This window comes from Pseudomonas stagnisoli, from assembly GCF_048595745.1.
Taxonomy (GTDB): domain Bacteria; phylum Pseudomonadota; class Gammaproteobacteria; order Pseudomonadales; family Pseudomonadaceae; genus Aquipseudomonas; species Aquipseudomonas alcaligenes_A.
The window spans coordinates 3,074,408-3,092,617 of the sequence record NZ_CP184361.1 but is presented as its reverse complement, the minus strand read 5'-3'; the positions used below and the strand labels follow the sequence as shown (position 1 = coordinate 3,092,617).

The following is an 18,210-nucleotide window of genomic DNA, read 5'->3' as shown; positions in this document are numbered from 1 at the left end:
ACATGAGCACGCCACCCGAGGCCATCATCGAAGAAATCCAGTCGCTGTATTGTTCCGACTCCCTGCCGTGGATCGTCGGTTACAGCGGTGGCAAGGACTCGACTGCCTCTTTGCAACTGATCTGGAAGGCTGTCGCAGCGTTGCCTGCTGAACAGCGCACCAAAGATATTCACGTCATCAGTACCGATACGCTGGTGGAAAACCCGGTCATCGCTGCTTGGGTGGTCAGCTCGCTGCGCACCATGGAGTACGAGGCCCAGCGCCAAGGTCTGCCGATCCGCCCGCATCGCTTGACGCCTGATCTGGAAAGCCGTTTCTGGGTGAATCTGATCGGCAAGGGCTATCCGACCCCGCGTAATCGCTTTCGTTGGTGTACGGACCGCCTGAAGATCAGTGCCTCCGAGAAGTTCATCCAAGAGCTTTCCGAGGCTAATAACGAAGCGATTCTGGTACTGGGTCAGCGCCGTGGTGAGAGCGCTGCGCGTGACAAGGTAATGGATGCCTACAGCGGCAGCTCCCGTGATCGTTTGAGTCGCAACGCTAACCCTAAGTTGTCGCGGGTATGGGTTTATCTGCCGATTGAAACCTGGACCAGCGACGACGTGTGGATGTACGTCCTCACCGAACCGAACCCATGGGGCGTCGATAACCAGGATCTCTTTGACATCTACAAAGGCGCGACGCCAGATGCCGAGTGCCCGGTGGTGGTCGACAAGTCCACACCGAGCTGCGGCGACAGCCGTTTTGGCTGCTATGTCTGCACCATGGTGTCGCAGGACAAGTCCATGGCGGCGATGATCCAGAACGACGAGCAAAAGTCGTGGATGCAGCCGATTCTGGACTTTCGTAACACCTACCTGACGATTCATGACTGGGATAAGCGCGATTTCCAGCGCATGAATGGCCGCATCAAGGTCATGAACGAGCGCGATGAGCTGATTCATGGCCCCTATCTTCAGGAGTACCGCGCCACTCTTCTCGAAGAGCTGCTGCGTACCCAGAAGATCGTACGGGACGCCAATGTGCCGGGGCATGACCAGATCGAGCTGATTCCGCTCGACGAGATGGACGCCATTCGCCGCATCTGGGTCGAGGAAAAGGGAGAAATTGAAGACCTGGTGCCGCAGATTTATGAGCGCGTTTTCGGTGAGCCGTATCCAGGCAAACCCCAGGAGCAGCATCCGCTGGAAAACGCAGACCTCGACTTGTTGAGAGAAGTAGCCGCTGAGCTCGATCCAGAAGCGGCTGACCGCCTGTATCGGCTCACCCGTAATTTGCTGGCCGTGCAGTTCCAGTCCATGCAGTCGCAGAAGCGTTCACTGCATCTGGATCGACTCGATGCCGTACTCAAGGCCAACGCCTTCCGAACCGAAGACGAAGCCCTGGCGTTCGCGCTCAGCCACCGCGATCAGATAGCGCGTGATGAGGCGAGCCAAGAGGAAGACATTGGCGAAGACAAAGAGCTGGAGCTGATCCCGCTGGTCGAAGAAGAAGTTGAAGAATAAGCATGGCCAAACTCACGATTAACCATATCTCCATCGAGAACCTGGGGCCATTCCGCGAACAGCAAAGCTTTGACTTCAGCGTTGCGGAAAAGCGTCCGGTCATTCTGATCAAGGCTCTTAACGGCAGCGGCAAAACGACATTGTTGACCGCGCTGCAAATTGGCCTGTACGGCTACAAAGCCGTGAATATCGCGCGGCGTTCCGAGTACGAACAACTTATTGCCGGCTTGCAGCGCAAGGACGCCACGGGTAACTCGCGCATCGAAATTATCCTCACCATCGAGCGTGGCGATGAAAGCCAAGTGCTGACACTCCGTCGCGAGTGGATCGCCAAGGGCGCTTCGTTCCGCGAAGTGTTCCGTGTGTATCAGCAGGGTAGGGAAGACATCACCTTGGCTGAAGAGTGGGACGACTTTATCAATGGCATATTGCCGGTCGAGCTGGTTCATCTGTTTCTGTTCGATGGCGAGAAGATCGAAGCACTGGCCAACCCCGAGCGCCTGCCGCAACTGTTGCGCCGCGCCACGGAAGTCTTCTTGGGGCTGGGTGGTATTGATGCGCTGGCCACTGATCTCAAGGCCGTCGAGAGGCGTGCGGGTGGCAAGAAGTCGATATCGGGCGACATTAATGAAGTACATGCGCAGCTTGAACAGCACCAGACGCAACTGGATGCCATCAACGAGCGTATTACCCTGCTGACGCAACAGCAGGGCGCGGCGCGTACCGATCTGGACAATGCTCAACGCGCACTACAGACCTTCTCGGTCGAAGCCCAGCGCAGCGGTCTGCATGCCTATAAGCAGGCGGCTGAACTCAAGGCGCGGCTGAAACTGTGTCAGGAGCGCTACGCTGCAGCGAAAAGCGAGCGAGTGGCAGTCCTTGAAGACCCCATATTGCCGTTGGCCTGGTTGGGGCCGCTGTGGGATAGCTATAAAACCCAGTGGCAACAGGACAAACAGGCACAGCATGCGGCGTTGTTGAGTGATGAATTCAGCAAGCGCGATCAGCGCGTGCTGGCCTTGCTCGACACTCAAGCGCCACAAGTCACGCAGGCAGTGGCTGCGTTGCTTGCCCAGGATCTGCAAGCCTTGGAGGCAGCGAAGCAGCATGAGCCGCTGCTGCTCCCAGGCGGTGACCCTGCAGAGATCGAGCCGCGCCTGCAACAGGCCAAGGCCCGCCTCAAGCAGACGCAGCAGGCTGTGGAGCAAACCCAGCATGAAGTCGACAAGGCACAAAAGGCAGTTGATCAGATTCCTGAAGAGGGGCAGCTCGCCGATGTGTTTGCGCAAATGGAGGCCTATACCCAGGCCGTTTCCAGCGCAGAGCTGCAACTGAAAGAGTTGGCGCGTAGCCTGGAAGAGGCCCGTACAAGCCAGAAACATGTCGAGAGCCGTGTGAGTGCCGCCCGGCAAAAGTTGCGTACCGAATCGCGTGAAAGCGAGTTTCAGCTCAAAGCATTTGAAGCAGCAGAGCGCGCGAAGAAGGCGCTGGTGATATTCCGTGAGCGGTTGTTGGCTTCGAAGGCGCAGTGGCTGTCGGAAATGATCACCGCTGAATTCAAGCAACTGCTGCGCAAGCGCAACCTGATATCGCGTGTACTGGTGGAGCCGCAAACCTACGCCGTATCTATCGAAGATGTAAACGGCCATAGCCTGGCCATGGAACGCCTGTCCGCCGGTGAGCGGCAGATCCTGGCCATTGCCGTGCTGAGTGCATTGATCCGTGAGCGCAAAGGCCGCTTCCCGGTGGTGGTGGATACGCCATTGGCTCGCCTGGATCGCGCCCACCGTGAGGCGTTGATCCATAACTTCTTCGCCAAGGTCTCCCACCAGGTACTGGTGCTTTCCACCGACGAGGAAGTGGAGGGCAGCGTACATACCGCACTCGAACAGCATATGAACCGCGAATACGCCCTGACTTTCGACGACGAAAGCCGTCGCAGTATTGCCAGCGTCAAAGCCCATCAGCTCCAGTTAGAAGCCGCATTATGATCGACCGAATTCGCCTGACGGCCGCTGCCAAGATTCAGCTCTCCACCCTCAAACGCAAGACGGGTATCGAGCATTACAACTCGATTTGCCGGCATGCACTGTGTGTTTCACTTGCTAATCCGTCGATGCCGCCAGAGGAAGACTTCAATTTTACCAGTGGTATAGAAATAGACTGGCGCACGTTCACTGGGGGGCATGAAGAGCTATATTTGAATTTACTTTTGCTCCGTACTCAGCAAGATGGTTTGAGTGCAAATGTTGAAGATGTTAAGCAGGCTTGTGCGCGTCATTTGCATAGAGGGCTGTCCTATCTTGCTGGTAAAGAGGATGGCTTTATGATTGACGCTGTTCTTGAATCACTTGGCTAAAGATCTGTTTCGCCAAGATAGTCTGAGTCAAGCCTATACGTTGAGAAGGTATAGGTCTTTTGAATGCCAAGGCCGTGGTCAATCATCAACTGGCTCAGCCTATCACCATCAATCAATACAAGTATTTTTTGCTGCTGGTCTATTGAGTAATCTATTGCTGCTTTTGTAAATCTTGACGTGGTGATGAACACCCCTCTTGTCCCTCCCTTTAGTGCACCTACAAAGTCTCTCACTTTAGCTTCGCTGACGGATTTATTGCGTGCATATCTTTTTGCCTGCATATAAATTCGATCAAAGCCTAGCTGATCTTGAAGGATTTCTCCGTCAATCCCTCCGTCTGAGCCATTCTTGCTCTGCTTAACTGAGCCGTTCACGCCATAACCCATTTTCAGCAAAAGATCTAAGACGAGTCTCTCAAATGCTCTTGGTTGTATTTCTAGCATCTTATCAATGAGATCGCGTTTTGTCTCTTCGATATGTTTTTTATAAAACTCCTGTATGTGCTCTTCAGGGATCTTCTCTTTGCTTGTGCTTGCGGCTTGTATTGGAGAGTTTTTTATATGTTTTTCTAGTAGCCCATATTTCCCTTTTTCCGCTTGAAAAAAATACTTGTTGGGCATGGCTGAAGGAAAAGATAAGCCTTCGCAGTGGCGTCTAACTTGTTGGCGTACTACTCCTAGAGGGTCTTTCGTATTGAATTTGTATAGTTTTGACTTGTCGATGGCTTCATATATCTGGTGAGCAGATAGGGGGGCGACGCTTTGGTTTAGCACCGCCTTTATGCTTTCAACTATTGTTGTCATGACGTTGGCCTGAAAAATTTATAATGAGAAAACTTTGACTGCCATGTCAATGAGTAGTTTTTTGTGCTCCTCAATTGTTTTCTCATCCCAGGTCATATTGGCTGCTACAGTTCTATTTAGAAGAATGCTTGATTTTTCAAGAACTGATTTTTTCTCTGAAAATAGCTTGTTTCCTATCGCGTCGTTATCGGCAAGCCCTAGATATGTGAGATTCCCCAGTGTGTCGGTCAATGGCTCCAGTGCTGGATCCTTAGGGTTGGCGTTGGCTGGGTATATGTGTTCAATCGTACCGTTAGAGAAATCGAAGACTCGAGACTTGTCTTTGCAGTTAGGTTTGCCTTTGGCCCCTGATGCATACCAAGAGTGGTAATGTTCAAGTGTCATTAGAAGGTATTTTATAGGCTTGTTGCTTGCTATTCGGGAGTATTTCAGTTCGCCCAAGACTGCGCGGAATTTGGCGTCATCTGCATTACTCGAAATTAATTGCGCTAATGCTTTTTGTAGATTTTTTGTTGCATAACTTGCGGGATTTTTTCTTATTTCGATTGCTTGCGTCTGATAGATTGCCGTCGCAGGGCCAATATGCCCATTGATAATTGTTTTGTAGCGAAATACAAATTTTTCCAAAATTTGTATTATTTCTGAGAAATTCTTTTGACTTAGCTTTGATGCTGCTACTAGCAATGGCATGCAGTTTGTGTGTTTTAGCTCAATGGTTAATAGGCGAAGCCTATCTGATTCCCATTTGGTTACAGAGGTAGTATCGTAAGGCCATTCTCCCTCTAAAAGAGAATTTATTACTTGGAACTCTTTTTTGAGTTCGTTAACGGTTTTGGTTAGGCTTGCTGCAGACTCACTGCTAAGTGGTAGCTCACTATGCATCGGGAAAAAGTGATCTAAGCAGTCATCGAAAAGAGTAGCCTTGCCTGGGCGCGCTCCTTTATATGATGCGTACAGCCATCTCAAGCTTTCCTCTACTCTTTCTGGAGCTGTGCTGAGTATTTGATCCCAGCCTTGTTCCACTGCTTGCTGTTGTGTGGCATTACCGCCATTATCAAGCGCTTCGAGAGTTTTGGCTCGTAAGAGCTCTCCTTCTGTTAGGCCCATGCCCCTGTCATTCAAAACCTGAAAGAGCATATATGCTTCGCTTCTAGTTTTGGTCGACATATGGATTACAGTCCAGTCCTCATCAAGAACCGCGGCTAAGGTTGCGAGGTATCGTGCTTTCTCTTCAACAGTGCTCTTTGATGCAATACTTTTCTCTAAGTGCTTTCCCATTCGGTTGAAGGCATTTTCAAGAAGCTCATGTGACTTTCGTTCTATCGACGGATTGAGTCCCTCAATTAGCTGAGAGAAGAAGGTTTTGTCTGGTTTTGAAAGCTCTAGTCGCGGTACGGGGATTACTTGAAGATTAATGGTGTCATTGTATTCTTCATACTGTGATCTTAGTGACTCTGCTTTCTTGGAGAGAAATTCGCTGATTTCTTTTGGTGTTGTATCTTCTGATGAAAGTTTTTTCATTGTTTGGCGGAGCTTTACCGCAAACATTACAAAAGTTGCAAGGCGCTGTTGGCCATCAATCACTTCGACATTTTGTCGTGCGCTTCCTAGTATTGGTTGGTCTACAGTTACGAGGCCGCCGAAGAAATGGGATTTTGGCTTGTTGGCTTCTTTGTGTCTGGCACAAATATCCAGATCCTTTAAAAAGTCATCAATTTCTTCGCTTGTCCATGAGTAGTATCTTTGATACTTGGGTAGTCGAAATATAAAGTTATGTGAAAATAATTGGCCTACTGAAAGGTGGGTGGGATTTATACTCATCCGCTGAGACATGAATAACCTCTTTTATAGTCAAAAAAAAGCCCTGCTAGGGCAGGGCTTTTGCCTGAAATTCTTAGCAATGTAAGAATTTAGCGTGATTTCATATGGCCATCAATCCCAGCTCAACGCACCACCAGTCTGATACTCAATCACGCGAGTCTCGAAGAAGTTCTTTTCCTTCTTCAGGTCCATGATCTCGCTCATCCACGGGAACGGGTTGGTCGCGCCCGGATATTCCTCTTTCAGGCCGATCTGGGTCAGACGACGGTTGGCGATGAACTTCAGGTAGTCCTCCATCATCGCCGCGTTCATGCCCAGCACGCCGCGCGGCATGGTGTCGCGCGCGTATTCGATCTCCAGCTGGGTGCCCTGCAGGATCATCTGTGTCGCTTCGTCCTTCATCGCGGCGTCCCACAGGTGCGGGTTCTCGATCTTGATCTGGTTGATCACGTCGATGCCGAAGTTCAGGTGCATGGACTCGTCGCGCAGGATGTACTGGAACTGCTCGGCGGTGCCGGTCATCTTGTTGCGGCGGCCCATGGAGAGGATCTGGGTGAAGCCGCAGTAGAAGAAGATGCCTTCCAGAACGCAGTAGTAGGCGATCAGGTTGCGCAGGAACTGGCGGTCGGTCTCCGGGGTGCCGGTCTGGAACATCGGGTCGGAGATCGAGCGGGTGTACTTCAGGCCCCAGGAGGCTTTCTTCGCGACCGAAGGAATCTCGTGGTACATGTTGAAGATCTCGCCTTCATCCATGCCCAGCGACTCGATGCAGTACTGGTAGGCGTGGGTGTGGATCGCTTCCTCGAAGGCCTGGCGCAGGATGTACTGGCGGCACTCGGGGTTGGTGATCAGGCGGTACACGGCCAGTACCAGGTTGTTGGCAACCAGGCTGTCGGCGGTGGAGAAGAAGCCCAGCGAACGCTTGACGATGCGGCGCTCGTCTTCGGAGAGGCCGTCCTTGCTCTTCCACAGAGCGATGTCGGCGTTCATGTTCACTTCCTGCGGCATCCAGTGGTTGGCGCAACCATCCAGATACTTCTGCCAGGCCCAGTCGTACTTGAAGGGTACGAGCTGGTTGAGGTCGGCGCGGGCGTTGATCATCTGCTTGTCGCCGACGTGCACGCGGGCGCTGGCGCCTTCCAGGTCGTCCAGGCCTTCCTGGATGTCCAGGTCGTTCAGGGCCTTCTTGGCGCGGGCGACGGCGTCGGAGTCGTCGGCCGACACGGCGCGGGCTTCCTCGACGGAGCCGGCGGCGTCGCTGTCCAGTTGATCAAGCGCGGCGCCAACGACTGCAGCGGCGGGTTTGGCGGCCGCTTCGGTGGCATCTTCCTTATCGAATTCGTCCCAGCTGAGCATGGTGGTCTCCTGCTTGGTGCTGACGGCCGCCATTCAGCAGCCTGTATGTATGTCCAGTAATTCTGATTATGTTCCGTTGCGTACAGCGCGCAAGGGTAAAACCGTGCCACCCGACTGGTGGCGCCCAGGCCCGTGTTGGCGGGCGAGGGGAGTGTTCATTGAGGGATTCGGCGCTGGGCCTGGGTCCCTCACCCTAGCCCTCTCCCGGAGGGAGAGGGGACTAGCAGCAGTCCGAGTGGCTTGCGGCATTAGCTTTTAGCCTCGGCCACTCGGTGCAAGCGCGAAGCTGAGCGAGTGAGCGCTAGGCGCCTGGCAGGTTCGAGCCCCTGAGCGTGCTAGTGCACGTGATGGGGGCGGAGCTGCCGGGCAACAACGCGGGCGCCGCTCAGATTCGCGCGCCTGCCATTACTGGCAGGCTTCGCAGTCGGGGTTGTCGATGGAGCATGCCTTTGGAACCGGAGCCGGACCGGCCGGCGCGGCGAAGTTGCCTTCGTCGATCGCACCACTGGACACCGCGTTGAGCTTGCCGGTGTTGATGGTGGATTTCTCGGTGCTGGTGGCGGCCAGGGCACGGAGGTAGTAGGTGGTTTTCAGGCCACGGTACCAGGCCATGCGGTAGGTCACGTCCAGCTTCTTGCCCGAAGCGCCGGCGATGTACAGGTTCAGCGACTGCGCCTGGTCGATCCACTTCTGGCGGCGGCTGGCGGCGTCGACGATCCACTTGGTTTCCACTTCGAAGGCGGTGGCGTACAGGTCCTTGAGGTCCTGCGGGATGCGCTCGATCTGCTGTACGGAACCGTCGTAGTACTTCAGGTCGTTGACCATGACGCTGTCCCACAGGCCGCGGTTCTTCAGGTCGCGTACCAGGTAGGGGTTGATCACGGTGAACTCGCCGGAGAGGTTCGATTTCACGTACAGGTTTTGGTAGGTCGGCTCGATCGACTGCGACACGCCAATGATGTTGGAGATGGTCGCGGTCGGCGCGATGGCCATGATGTTGGAGTTGCGGATGCCCTTCTTCACGCGCTCGCGGATCGGCGCCCAGTCCAGCGACTCGGACAGGTCGACATCGATGTACTTCTGGCCACGGGCCTCGATCAGGATCTGCTGGGAGTCCAGCGGCAGGATGCCCTTGGACCACAGCGAGCCTTCGAAGGTGCTGTAGCTGCCGCGCTCGTCGGCCAGGTCACAGGAGGCCTGGATGGCGTAGTAGCTGATCGCTTCCATGGACTTGTCGGCGAACTCGATGGCCGCGTCGGAGCCGTAGGCGATGTGCTGCAGGTACAGGGCGTCCTGGAAGCCCATCAGGCCGAGGCCGACCGGACGGTGCTTGAGGTTGGAGTTCTTCGCCTGCGGCACGCTGTAGTAGTTGATGTCGATGACGTTATCGAGCATGCGCACGGCGGTCTTCACGGTGCGGCCGAGCTTCTCGGTGTCCAGCTTGCCGTCGACGATGTGGTTGACCAGGTTGATCGAGCCCAGGTTGCAGACGGCGATCTCGTCCTTGTTGGTGTTCAGGGTGATCTCGGTGCACAGGTTGGAGCTGTGCACCACGCCCACGTGCTGCTGCGGGCTACGCAGGTTGCACGGGTCCTTGAAGGTCAGCCACGGGTGGCCGGTTTCGAACAGCATCGAGAGCATCTTGCGCCACAGGTCCTTGGCGGCGATGGTCTTGAACACCTTGATCTTGCCGTAGCCAGCCAGGGCTTCGTAGTACTCGTAGCGCTCTTCGAAGGCCTTGCCGGTCAGGTCGTGCAGGTCCGGTACTTCGGACGGGCTGAACAGGGTCCACTGGCCGTCGTCGAACACGCGCTTCATGAACAGGTCCGGAATCCAGTTCGCGGTGTTCATGTCGTGGGTGCGGCGGCGGTCGTCACCGGTGTTCTTGCGCAGCTCGAGGAATTCCTCGATGTCCAGGTGCCAGGTTTCCAGGTAGGCGCAGACGGCGCCCTTGCGCTTGCCACCCTGGTTCACGGCCACGGCGGTGTCGTTGACCACTTTGAGGAAGGGCACGACGCCCTGGCTCTTGCCGTTGGTGCCCTTGATGTAGGAGCCCAGCGCGCGCACCGGAGTCCAGTCGTTACCCAGGCCGCCGGCGAATTTCGACAGCATGGCGTTGTCGTGGATGGCGCCGTAGATGCCCGACAGGTCGTCCGGCACGGTGGTCAGGTAGCAGGAGGACAGCTGCGGACGCAGGGTGCCGGCGTTGAACAGGGTCGGGGTCGACGCCATGTAGTCGAACGAGGACAGCAGGTTGTAGAACTCGATGGCGCGTTCTTCACGGTTCTTCGGCTCTTCGATGGCCAGGCCCATGGCCACGCGCATGAAGAACACCTGCGGCAGTTCGAAGCGGATGCCGTCCTTGTGGATGAAGTAGCGGTCGTACAGGGTCTGCAGGCCCAGGTAGGTGAACTGCTGGTCGCGCTCGTGGTTCAGCGCGGCGCCCAGCTTGGCCAGGTCGTAGTCCTTGAGCTTGGGATCGAGCAGCTCGAACTCCACGCCCTTCTCGACATAGGCCGGCAGGGCCTTGGCGTAGAGGTCGACCATCTCGTGGTGGGTGGCGCTGCTGGCGATGCCGAGGAAGCCCAGGGCTTCGGCGCGGATGTTGTCCATCAGCAGGCGGGCGGTGACGTAGGAGTAGTTCGGCTCGCGCTCGACCAGGGTACGGGCGGTCATCACCAGGGCGGTGTTGACGTCCTTCTCGGCCACGCCGTCGTACAGGTTCTTCAGGGTCTCGGACTCGATCAGCGCGCCGTCGACTTCGGCCAGGCCTTCGCAGGCTTCGCGGATGATGGTCTGCAGGCGGCCCATGTCCAGCGGCTGCACACTGCCGTCGGCGCGGGTCACGCGGATGCTCGGGTGCGGCTGGGCCACGTCGGCGGCGCCGCTCTTGCGCGCCTGGGCGCGGGATTCACGGTAGATCACGTAGTCGCGGGCGACCTTCTGCTCGCCGGCGCGCATCAGGGCCAGTTCGACCTGGTCCTGGATCTCTTCGATGTGGATGGTGCCGCCGGACGGCATGCGGCGCTTGAAGGTGGCGGTGACCTGCTCGGTCAGGCGCGCGACGGTTTCATGGATACGCGACGAGGCAGCGGCGGTGCCGCCTTCAACTGCGAGGAACGCCTTGGTGATGGCCACGGTGATCTTGTCGTCGGTGTAGGGGACGACGGTGCCGTTGCGCTTGATCACGCGCAGCTGGCCCGGGGCGGTGGCGGCCAGATCCTGACTGGATTCGGCGGCCTGCGGCGCCACGGCCTGCGGGTTCTCGCGAGTTGTGTCGGTGTGCATGAGGTTCTCCACTTCTAATTGGTTTGGACACGCTGGGTGTCTTGTGTTCATTCCCTTGATAAAACATCGCGATATCCGGCGTCCGGCCAGGCATCGAGAAACTGCGGCAGTACAGGGTGACGCGGGGCCGTCCTGGCTGCAGACCACGGCTGAAGGCGTTTGGCGTGACCACAACCTGTAGTGATCGACGCGGCGCGACTTCGCGGTCGTTTGGTGAATGCGGGGGAGTGTTCTACGCGGTCCGTGCTAGGCCGGCCGCACGGTTGGCGGCTGGGCGTAAATGCTAACGGTAGCGCGTGGATCGGGCCCCTCTGCATTCTTTATTCTTAGTGTCCCTGGCCTCGTTCTACCCACTAGATATTGGGGTGAGGCGCGATGGGGATACAAGATAATGCGCTATCGGGGGCTTTGCAAGGGAGCCGAGAAGGCGCCTGCTGTGGATAACTTGTGGGTGAATTGTGGGTCGTTTCGGTGGTTTGTGCGGCAAGCCCCGTTAACCCTGGCTTCTACCGTTCGTCGCCACTGAGTCATGCTTTTCTCAGGTTGCGACACGCTCTGAAACCTTATCGACCCTAACACAATATGTAGTGTTTCTGGCATGCGCTGTGCTAACCGGTCGCGGTTGTTACAATGCCGCCACTAATGGTGTTGGCGCTGGAGAAGAAGTCGTGGAGCAAGAGGCCTGGCGGATCCTGATCGTCGAGGACGACCAGCGGTTGGCGGAGCTGACCCAGGAGTACCTGCAGAGCAACGGCCTGCAGGTGGAAATCGAGTCCGATGGTGGCCGTGCCGCGGCGCGTATCCTCAAGGAGCAGCCGGACCTGGTGGTGCTCGACCTGATGTTGCCGGGCGAGGATGGGCTGTCCATCTGCCGCAAGGTACGCGGCCAGTTCGCCGGACCGATCCTGATGCTCACGGCGCGCACGGACGACATGGACGAGGTGCTCGGCCTGGAAATGGGCGCCGACGATTATGTGTGCAAGCCGGTGCGCCCGCGTGTGCTGCTGGCGCGCATCCGTGCCCTGTTGCGGCGCAGCGAGGGCGGCGAGGCGCCGACGGAGAACCCGCGGCGCCTGGAGTTCGGCCAGCTGGTGATCGACAGCGCGATGCGCGAGGCCTGGCTGCGCGGTGCCGGTGTCGAGCTGACCAGCGCCGAGTTCGATCTGCTCTGGCTGCTGGCGGCCAACGCCGGGCGCATCCTCTCCCGCGAGGAAATCTTCACCGCCCTGCGCGGCATCGAGTATGACGGCCAGGACCGCTCCATCGACGTGCGCATCTCGCGCATCCGGCCGAAGATCGGTGACGACCCGATGCACCCGCGCCTGATCAAGACGGTGCGCAGCAAGGGCTATCTGTTCGTCGCCGAGGCGGCTGCCGAGCTGCAATGAACACCATCTTCCTGCGCATCTATGGCGGCATCATCGCCGCGCTGGTGCTGGTGGCGCTGCTTGGCGTCAGCGCCCTGCAGCTGACCAACGAGGTGCGCAGCGACCAGTACCGCGAGCAACTGGCACGCGGCACCTTCCGCCTGATGGCGGACAGCCTGCAACCGATGGACGATGTCGATCGGCGCCGCGCCCTGGTGACCTGGAGCCGTCTGCTCGGCGTACCCCTGGAGTTGCGCACGCTGGGCTCTGACCCGCTGGATGGGCGTGCGCGTGCGCGCCTGCTCAATGGGCAGGTGCTGGTGGAACAGAGTGCTCCGCACGAGGCGCGTGTATACGCGCTGGTCAGTGCCGACGAGCAGTTGGTGCTGACCGCCGAGATCGAGCAGATCAGCGAGCAGTTGGCGCGTGCCACCGTCTACCTGCTGATGGACGAGCTGGTGCGCCAGCCTATCGCCGAGCAACCCAGGCGCCTGGCGGCGTTGAAGGAGGAGAAGGGGTTCGGCTTCGACCTGCGCCTGGTCACGCTGGAGAAGGTTGATCTGGATGAGGATCAGCAGCGCCGGGTGGACGAGGGCGACACGGTGATGGCGCTGGGCAAGGACGGCAACTCGATCCGGGTGATCGCCGGCATGGTCAATACGCCCTGGGTGCTGGAAGTCGGCCCGATCTACCAGATGAATCCCTATCCCACCGAGTTGCTGGTGCTGATCGGCGCTCTGGGCCTGACGCTCACGGGGATGATCCTCTATCTGCTGGTGCGGCGCCTGGAGCGCCGCCTGCAGGGCCTGGAAAATGCCGCCACGCAGCTGGCCAGCGGGCGCTTCGAGGCGCGCGCGCCGACCCAGGGTGCCGACTCGGTGGGGCGTCTGGCCAGCACCTTCAACGCCATGGCCGAGCAGTTGCAGCGCCTGGTCGGCGTGCAGCGTGAGATGGTGCGGGCGGTGTCCCACGAGTTGCGCACCCCGGTGGCGCGCCTGCGCTTCGGCCTGGAGATGATCGCCGACGCCGAGACCGACCAGGCCCGGCGCAAATACCTGGAGGGCATGGATGGCGATATCCAGGACCTCGACAAGCTGGTCGACGAGATGCTGGTCTACGCCCGCCTGGAGCAGGGCTCGCCCGAGCTGAACTTCCAGCGGGTGGACCTGAGTGCGCTGATCGAGCAGGTGATCGGCGAGCTGGCGCCGCTGCGCGCGGCCGTTCGTGTCGAGCGTGGCCCCTGCCAGGATGGGCCGGACGACACGGCGCAGGTGGATGCCGAACCGCGCTACCTGCACCGTGCCCTGCAGAACCTGGTGAGCAACGCCATGCGCCACGCCGAGTCACGTGTGCGGGTGACCTACCGGATCGATCCCGAGCGCTGCTGGATCGACATCGAGGACGATGGCCCGGGCGTGCCGGAAGAGGCCTGGGAGCGGGTGTTCACACCGTTCCTGCGCCTGGACGACAGCCGCACGCGGGCCTCCGGCGGTCACGGCCTGGGGCTGTCCATCGTACGGCGGATCATCTACTGGCACGGCGGGCGTGCCTACGTCGGGCGTGGCACCTACCTGGGGGGCGCGCGTTTCAGCCTGATGTGGCCGCGGCGCCAGGGCGCATAATTTTTTTCGTGCCGGCTGTAATGCGCACGAGACTGCTCCGTCTAGTGTGGCGAAGGTGGCCGATCGGCCCCTCGCACTTTTTTCTGACGGAGACATTCCATGAAACAGCGCAATACCATCGCCATCACCCTGGGCGCGGCCCTGCTCGGCTCCACCTTCGTTGTCCAGGCCGGCGGCAATCCTTTCGCCAGCCAGGAACTCTCCAGCGGCTACAGCCTGGCGGCCCACGAGAAGGGCCATGAAGGCGCCTGCGGCGAGGGCAAGTGTGGCGGCGACATGAAGGCCGAGGAAGGTAAGTGCGGCGGCGACAAGGCAAGCAAGGAAGGCAAATGCGGCGAGGGCAAGTGCGGCGGCGACAAGGCGGCTAAAGAAGGCAGCTGCGGTGAGGAAGCCAAGGCCGGCCATGAAGGCAAGTGTGGCGGCGACAAGGCCGAGTAAGGGCGTCGGGACATGGCCAACGGCAACTTCGTCAGCGGCGCGGGCCTGGGCCTGCGTCGCGGCCTGCTCGGGGCGCTGCAGGACAGCGCCCTAGGTGCGGTGGACTTTCTCGAAATCGCCCCGGAGAACTGGATCGGCGTTGGCGGTCGTTTCGGCCGCCAGCTGCGTGCGCTGAGCGAGCGCGTGCCGTTCCTCTGCCATGGCCTGTCCCTCAACCTGGGCGGCTACGCGCCGCTGGACCTTGAGTTGCTGCGCGCGATCAAGGTGTTTCTCGACGAGCACGGTATCCGTGGCTACAGCGAGCATCTGTCGGCCTGTGCCGACGACGGCCAGTTGTACGATCTGATGCCGCTGCCCTTCAGCTTTGAGGCGGTGCGCCGGGTGGCTGCGCGCATCCGCCAGGTCGAAGACGTGCTGGAGCGGCCGCTGATCATCGAGAACGTCTCGGCCTATGCGCGCCTGCCCGGCGAGCTGGACGAGGTGGATTTCGTCCGCGCCGTGCTGGCAGAGGCCGACTGCCAGCTGCTGCTGGACGTCAACAATGTGCAGGTCAATGCCCATAACTTCGGCTTCGACCCGTACGCCTATATCGCGGCGATGCCCAGCGCGCGCATCGCCTATCTGCATGTGGCCGGGCACCTGGACCAGGCGGCCGACCTGAAGATCGACACCCACGGCGCGCCGGTGGACGACCCGGTCTGGGCGTTGCTGGCGCACGCCTACCGGGTCCATGGTGTGCGTCCGACCCTGCTGGAGCGCGACTTCAACTTTCCGCCGCTGGCCGAGTTGTATGCCGAGGTGGCGCACATCCGCGCGCTGCAGCAGGAGGCGCCGCGATGAGCGAACGTGATCAGGTGCTCTTTGCCGCGCGCATCCGCGACCCGCAGGCCGCGCCGCTGTTGCCGGGCATCCCCGCGGCGCGCATGGCGGTGTACGAGGAGCTGTTCTTCAACAACCTCGACGGCTTCATCACCAGCGGTTTTCCGGTGCTCTGCCGGATTCTCGGCGAGCCGCGCCGGCGCCGGCTGGTGCGGGCTTTTCTCTGCGAGCAACGCAGCGCCACGCCCTACTTTCTGCAGATAGGCGAGGCGTTCGTCGACTGGCTGCAGCAGGGCGGCGGCGCGGAGCCGGGCGATCCGCCTTTTGTCGCCGAACTGGCGCATTACGAGCGGGTCGAGCTGGCGCTGGACATCGCCACCGACGCGCTGCCGCAGCAGGGCTGGTCGCCTTTGGCCTGGCCGCTGGCCTATGCCTGGCCAGTACAGTTGCTGAGCGCCGATTACCGGCCTACTGAGCGTCCTGCCGAGCCTACTTGCCTGCTGGCCTGGCGTGACCGCGAGGAGCGGGTGCGCTTCCAGCAGCTGGCGCCCTTCGCCTTTCACCTGGCGCTGCGCCTGCAGGGCGGACAGCCTTGCCGCGATGCACTGCTGGACCTGGCCGAAACCACCGGTTTACCGGCCGACGACCACTACTTCGCTCACGCTCGGGCGCTGCTGGATGATTGGCAGCGCCAGGATATCTGGAGACCCTCATGCTGAACCTGCTCAACCGCTTTCAGGACGGCCTGGACGCCACCCGCCGTCTGGACTTTCTCGCGCCGCTGCTGCTGCGCCTGTACCTGGTGCCGATCTTCTGGATGGCCGGCACGCACAAGCTGGCGGACATGGAGTCGACCATCGCCTGGTTCGGCAACCCTGACTGGGGCCTGGGCCTGCCGTTCCCGGCGCTGCTGGCCTGGCTGGCGGCGCTGACCGAGGCGGGTGGGGCGGTGCTGCTGCTCCTGGGGCTGGCGGTGCGCTGGATCAGCATCCCGCTGATGGTAACCATGCTGGTGGCGATCTTCGCCGTGCACTGGGAGTTCGGCTGGCAGGCTATTGCCGATCCCTCCGCGCCCTTCGCCAACGAGCGCGTACTGGCCGCGGCAGAAAAACTGGAGCGTGCCCGCGCCATCCTGCAGGAGCACGGCAACTACGCCTGGCTCACGGCCAGCGGGCGTTTCGTCGTGCTGAACAACGGCATCGAGTTCGCCGTTACCTACCTGCTGATGCTGCTGGCGCTGTTCTTCAGTGGCGCGGGGCGCTGGTTGAGTCTGGATCACTGGCTGGCAAGGGTATTGCGCCGCCGCTGAATGAGGCCCCGGCCCAGGCGGGCCGGGGGATTCGCTGCTATTTCAAAAGGAATTAAAAAGTTCCTCTGTAATTTAACTTTCATATAACTACAACCGAGCTGAAATAACCCCCCGCCAAGATTCCCCCCCAACACGCAGGGCCAATGCCCAGTGTTTTTCTAAAGACCAATAGGGGAATCCTTCGATGAAGCACTTTGCCGGTTTTGCTGCCAGCGCCCTGGCTCTGGCCATTTCCGCCCAGGCTTTCGCCGGTACCGTCACCACTGACGGCGCCGACATCATGATCAAGACCAAAGGTGGCCTGGAAGTCGGCACCACCGACAAGGCATTCAGCTTCAAGCTGGGCGGCCGCATCCAGGCTGACTACAGCCGCTTCGATGGCTTCTACACCAAGAACGGCAACACCGCCGACGCCGGCTACTTCCGCCGCGCTTACCTCGAGCTGGGCGGTGTGATGTACACCGACTGGGCCTACCAGGTTACCTACGACTTCTCGCACAACGCCGGTGGCGACAGCCGCAAGGATGACGGCTACTTCAACGAAGCTTCCCTGGCCTACAACGGCTTCGCGCCGGTTTCGATCAAGGTCGGCCGCTTCAACCCGGAATTCGGTCTGGAGAGGGCCACCAGCTCCAAGTGGGTGACTGCCCAGGAGCGTACCGCTGCCTATGACCTGGTCGACTGGGCCAACGGCCACAACGGCGGCATGGGTATCCAGGTGTCCGGCACCGCCGGCAACTCCCTGTACGGTTCCGCCGGCCTGTTCTCCAAGGACGCGACCAACTCCACCGAAGATGGCGACAGCACTTCCCAGTTCAACCTGCGTGGCGTGTTCGCGCCGATGGCCGAGGCTGGCAAGGTGCTGCACTTCGGCCTCAACTATGCCCAGCGCGACCTTTCCGACACCGCGTTCGACGGCCGTATCCGCAGCCGTCTGGGCATGCGCGGCGTGAGCACCGATGGTGGCCAGGACGCCGGCGACAACGGCAACCGCCTGACCCTGGGCGGCGCCGAAGCCACTCCGGCCGGCGCCTATGGCGACGATGCCGCCTGGGGCCTGGAAGCGGCCTGGGCCATGGGCGCGTTCTCCCTGCAGGGTGAGTACGTGTCGCGCAGCATGGAAGCCGACGATGACGGTTACGAGGACATCGATGCCGATGGCTACTATGTACAGGCGGCCTACACCCTGACCGGTGAGCCGCGCGGCTACAAGCTCGGCAAGTTCGATGCGATCAAGCCGGCGAACAAGCAGATCGGTGCCTGGGAAGTGTTCTACCGCTACGACTATCTGAGCGCTGAAGACGACAACGGCAAGTTCGCCAAGATCGATGATATCGAAGGCAAGGTGCACAACGTCGGCCTGAACTGGTATGCCAACGAGTCGGTCAAGATCAGCGGTGTTTACGTCAAGTCCTCGGTCGACAACGCCAAGAATGCCAACAATGACGACAGTGGCGACGGCTTCGTGATGCGCGCCCAGTACGTCTTCTAAGTACAAGCAGTTCATCCGCTCCTCTTCCTGG

The 18,210-nt window shown here is 59.5% G+C and carries 14 protein-coding genes; 10 read left to right on the top strand and 4 right to left on the bottom strand.

Annotated features, from left to right (window positions below; all coding sequences use genetic code 11):
• Window positions 1–2 precede the first annotated feature (2 nt).
• From dndC to dndE, 3 genes are read left to right on the top strand one after another with little or no spacing between them, the layout of a single operon-like run.
• Window positions 3–1,505 (top strand): DNA phosphorothioation system sulfurtransferase DndC, encoded by a 1,503-nt coding sequence (dndC, locus tag ACOAPY_RS14945; RefSeq protein ID WP_465153811.1) that lies wholly within the window; start codon window positions 3–5, stop codon window positions 1,503–1,505.
• Between the two features lie 2 nt (window positions 1,506–1,507).
• Entirely contained in the window at window positions 1,508–3,496 is a 1,989-nt protein-coding gene (gene dndD, locus ACOAPY_RS14940) for a DNA sulfur modification protein DndD (RefSeq protein ID WP_465153809.1), read from the top strand.
• On the top strand, window positions 3,493–3,864 hold the full coding sequence (dndE, locus tag ACOAPY_RS14935; protein ID WP_465153808.1) for a DNA sulfur modification protein DndE: 372 nt from the start codon (window positions 3,493–3,495) through the stop codon (window positions 3,862–3,864). Before dndD ends, dndE begins: the two co-directional genes overlap by 4 nt.
• Here dndE and ACOAPY_RS14930 read toward each other — a convergent pair.
• The 4 genes from ACOAPY_RS14930 to ACOAPY_RS14915 form a co-directional block, all read right to left on the bottom strand.
• A complete protein-coding gene (locus ACOAPY_RS14930) occupies window positions 3,861–4,667 on the bottom strand; it encodes a restriction endonuclease (protein WP_465153807.1) in 807 nt (268 codons plus the stop codon). The two genes, dndE and ACOAPY_RS14930, sit on opposite strands and share 4 nt — an antisense overlap.
• Before the next feature lie 18 nt (window positions 4,668–4,685).
• Complete coding sequence (locus ACOAPY_RS14925) at window positions 4,686–6,500, bottom strand: DUF262 domain-containing protein (protein WP_465153806.1); 1,815 nt, start codon at window positions 6,498–6,500, stop codon at window positions 4,686–4,688.
• 99 nt (window positions 6,501–6,599) lie between these two features.
• A complete protein-coding gene (locus tag ACOAPY_RS14920; RefSeq protein ID WP_076579297.1) occupies window positions 6,600–7,844 on the bottom strand; it encodes a ribonucleotide-diphosphate reductase subunit beta in 1,245 nt (414 codons plus the stop codon).
• 405 nt (window positions 7,845–8,249) lie between these two features.
• Window positions 8,250–11,132, bottom strand: a complete 2,883-nt coding sequence (locus tag ACOAPY_RS14915) for a ribonucleoside-diphosphate reductase subunit alpha (protein WP_465153805.1) — start codon at window positions 11,130–11,132, stop codon at window positions 8,250–8,252.
• 668 nt (window positions 11,133–11,800) lie between these two features.
• Here ACOAPY_RS14915 and ACOAPY_RS14910 point away from each other — a divergent pair.
• The 7 genes from ACOAPY_RS14910 to ACOAPY_RS14880 all read left to right on the top strand — a co-directional run bounded on the left by ACOAPY_RS14910 (window position 11,801) and on the right by ACOAPY_RS14880 (window position 18,179).
• Window positions 11,801–12,520 (top strand): winged helix-turn-helix domain-containing protein, encoded by a 720-nt coding sequence (locus tag ACOAPY_RS14910; RefSeq protein ID WP_465153804.1) that lies wholly within the window; start codon window positions 11,801–11,803, stop codon window positions 12,518–12,520.
• Complete coding sequence (locus ACOAPY_RS14905) at window positions 12,517–14,121, top strand: ATP-binding protein (RefSeq protein ID WP_465153803.1); 1,605 nt, start codon at window positions 12,517–12,519, stop codon at window positions 14,119–14,121. The genes ACOAPY_RS14910 and ACOAPY_RS14905 overlap by 4 nt, the downstream gene beginning before the upstream one ends.
• A gap of 99 nt (window positions 14,122–14,220) precedes the next feature.
• Window positions 14,221–14,559 (top strand): HvfA family oxazolone/thioamide-modified RiPP metallophore, encoded by a 339-nt coding sequence (locus tag ACOAPY_RS14900; protein WP_465153802.1) that lies wholly within the window; start codon window positions 14,221–14,223, stop codon window positions 14,557–14,559.
• A gap of 12 nt (window positions 14,560–14,571) precedes the next feature.
• Window positions 14,572–15,399, top strand: a complete 828-nt coding sequence (locus tag ACOAPY_RS14895; RefSeq protein WP_465153801.1) for an HvfB family MNIO-type RiPP peptide maturase — start codon at window positions 14,572–14,574, stop codon at window positions 15,397–15,399.
• The gene (locus ACOAPY_RS14890) at window positions 15,396–16,097 is read left to right on the top strand and encodes an HvfC family RiPP maturation protein (protein ID WP_465153800.1); all 702 of its coding nucleotides are present in this window, start codon (window positions 15,396–15,398) and stop codon (window positions 16,095–16,097) included. The genes ACOAPY_RS14895 and ACOAPY_RS14890 overlap by 4 nt, the downstream gene beginning before the upstream one ends.
• Window positions 16,091–16,687, top strand: a complete 597-nt coding sequence (locus ACOAPY_RS14885) for an HvfX family Cu-binding RiPP maturation protein (protein ID WP_076579288.1) — start codon at window positions 16,091–16,093, stop codon at window positions 16,685–16,687. The genes ACOAPY_RS14890 and ACOAPY_RS14885 overlap by 7 nt, the downstream gene beginning before the upstream one ends.
• Window positions 16,688–16,871: 184 nt before the next feature.
• A complete protein-coding gene (locus tag ACOAPY_RS14880; RefSeq protein ID WP_465153799.1) occupies window positions 16,872–18,179 on the top strand; it encodes an OprO/OprP family phosphate-selective porin in 1,308 nt (435 codons plus the stop codon).
• Window positions 18,180–18,210: the final 31 nt, after the last annotated feature.

What these genes read in the sequence shown, in the direction of transcription:
- ACOAPY_RS14905 (WP_465153803.1), top strand. Translation starts at nt 12,517, where the DNA reads ATGAACACCATCTTCCTGCGCATCTATGGCGGCATCATCGCCGCGCTG.
- ACOAPY_RS14925 (WP_465153806.1), bottom strand. Translation starts at nt 6,500, where the DNA reads ATGTCTCAGCGGATGAGTATAAATCCCACCCACCTTTCAGTAGGCCAA.
- ACOAPY_RS14900 (WP_465153802.1), top strand. Translation starts at nt 14,221, where the DNA reads ATGAAACAGCGCAATACCATCGCCATCACCCTGGGCGCGGCCCTGCTC.
- ACOAPY_RS14895 (WP_465153801.1), top strand. Translation starts at nt 14,572, where the DNA reads ATGGCCAACGGCAACTTCGTCAGCGGCGCGGGCCTGGGCCTGCGTCGC.
- ACOAPY_RS14880 (WP_465153799.1), top strand. Translation starts at nt 16,872, where the DNA reads ATGAAGCACTTTGCCGGTTTTGCTGCCAGCGCCCTGGCTCTGGCCATT.
- ACOAPY_RS14885 (WP_076579288.1), top strand. Translation starts at nt 16,091, where the DNA reads ATGCTGAACCTGCTCAACCGCTTTCAGGACGGCCTGGACGCCACCCGC.
- ACOAPY_RS14920 (WP_076579297.1), bottom strand. Translation starts at nt 7,844, where the DNA reads ATGCTCAGCTGGGACGAATTCGATAAGGAAGATGCCACCGAAGCGGCC.
- dndE (WP_465153808.1), top strand. Translation starts at nt 3,493, where the DNA reads ATGATCGACCGAATTCGCCTGACGGCCGCTGCCAAGATTCAGCTCTCC.
- ACOAPY_RS14930 (WP_465153807.1), bottom strand. Translation starts at nt 4,667, where the DNA reads ATGACAACAATAGTTGAAAGCATAAAGGCGGTGCTAAACCAAAGCGTC.
- dndC (WP_465153811.1), top strand. Translation starts at nt 3, where the DNA reads ATGAGCACGCCACCCGAGGCCATCATCGAAGAAATCCAGTCGCTGTAT.
- ACOAPY_RS14915 (WP_465153805.1), bottom strand. Translation starts at nt 11,132, where the DNA reads ATGCACACCGACACAACTCGCGAGAACCCGCAGGCCGTGGCGCCGCAG.
- dndD (WP_465153809.1), top strand. Translation starts at nt 1,508, where the DNA reads ATGGCCAAACTCACGATTAACCATATCTCCATCGAGAACCTGGGGCCA.
- ACOAPY_RS14890 (WP_465153800.1), top strand. Translation starts at nt 15,396, where the DNA reads ATGAGCGAACGTGATCAGGTGCTCTTTGCCGCGCGCATCCGCGACCCG.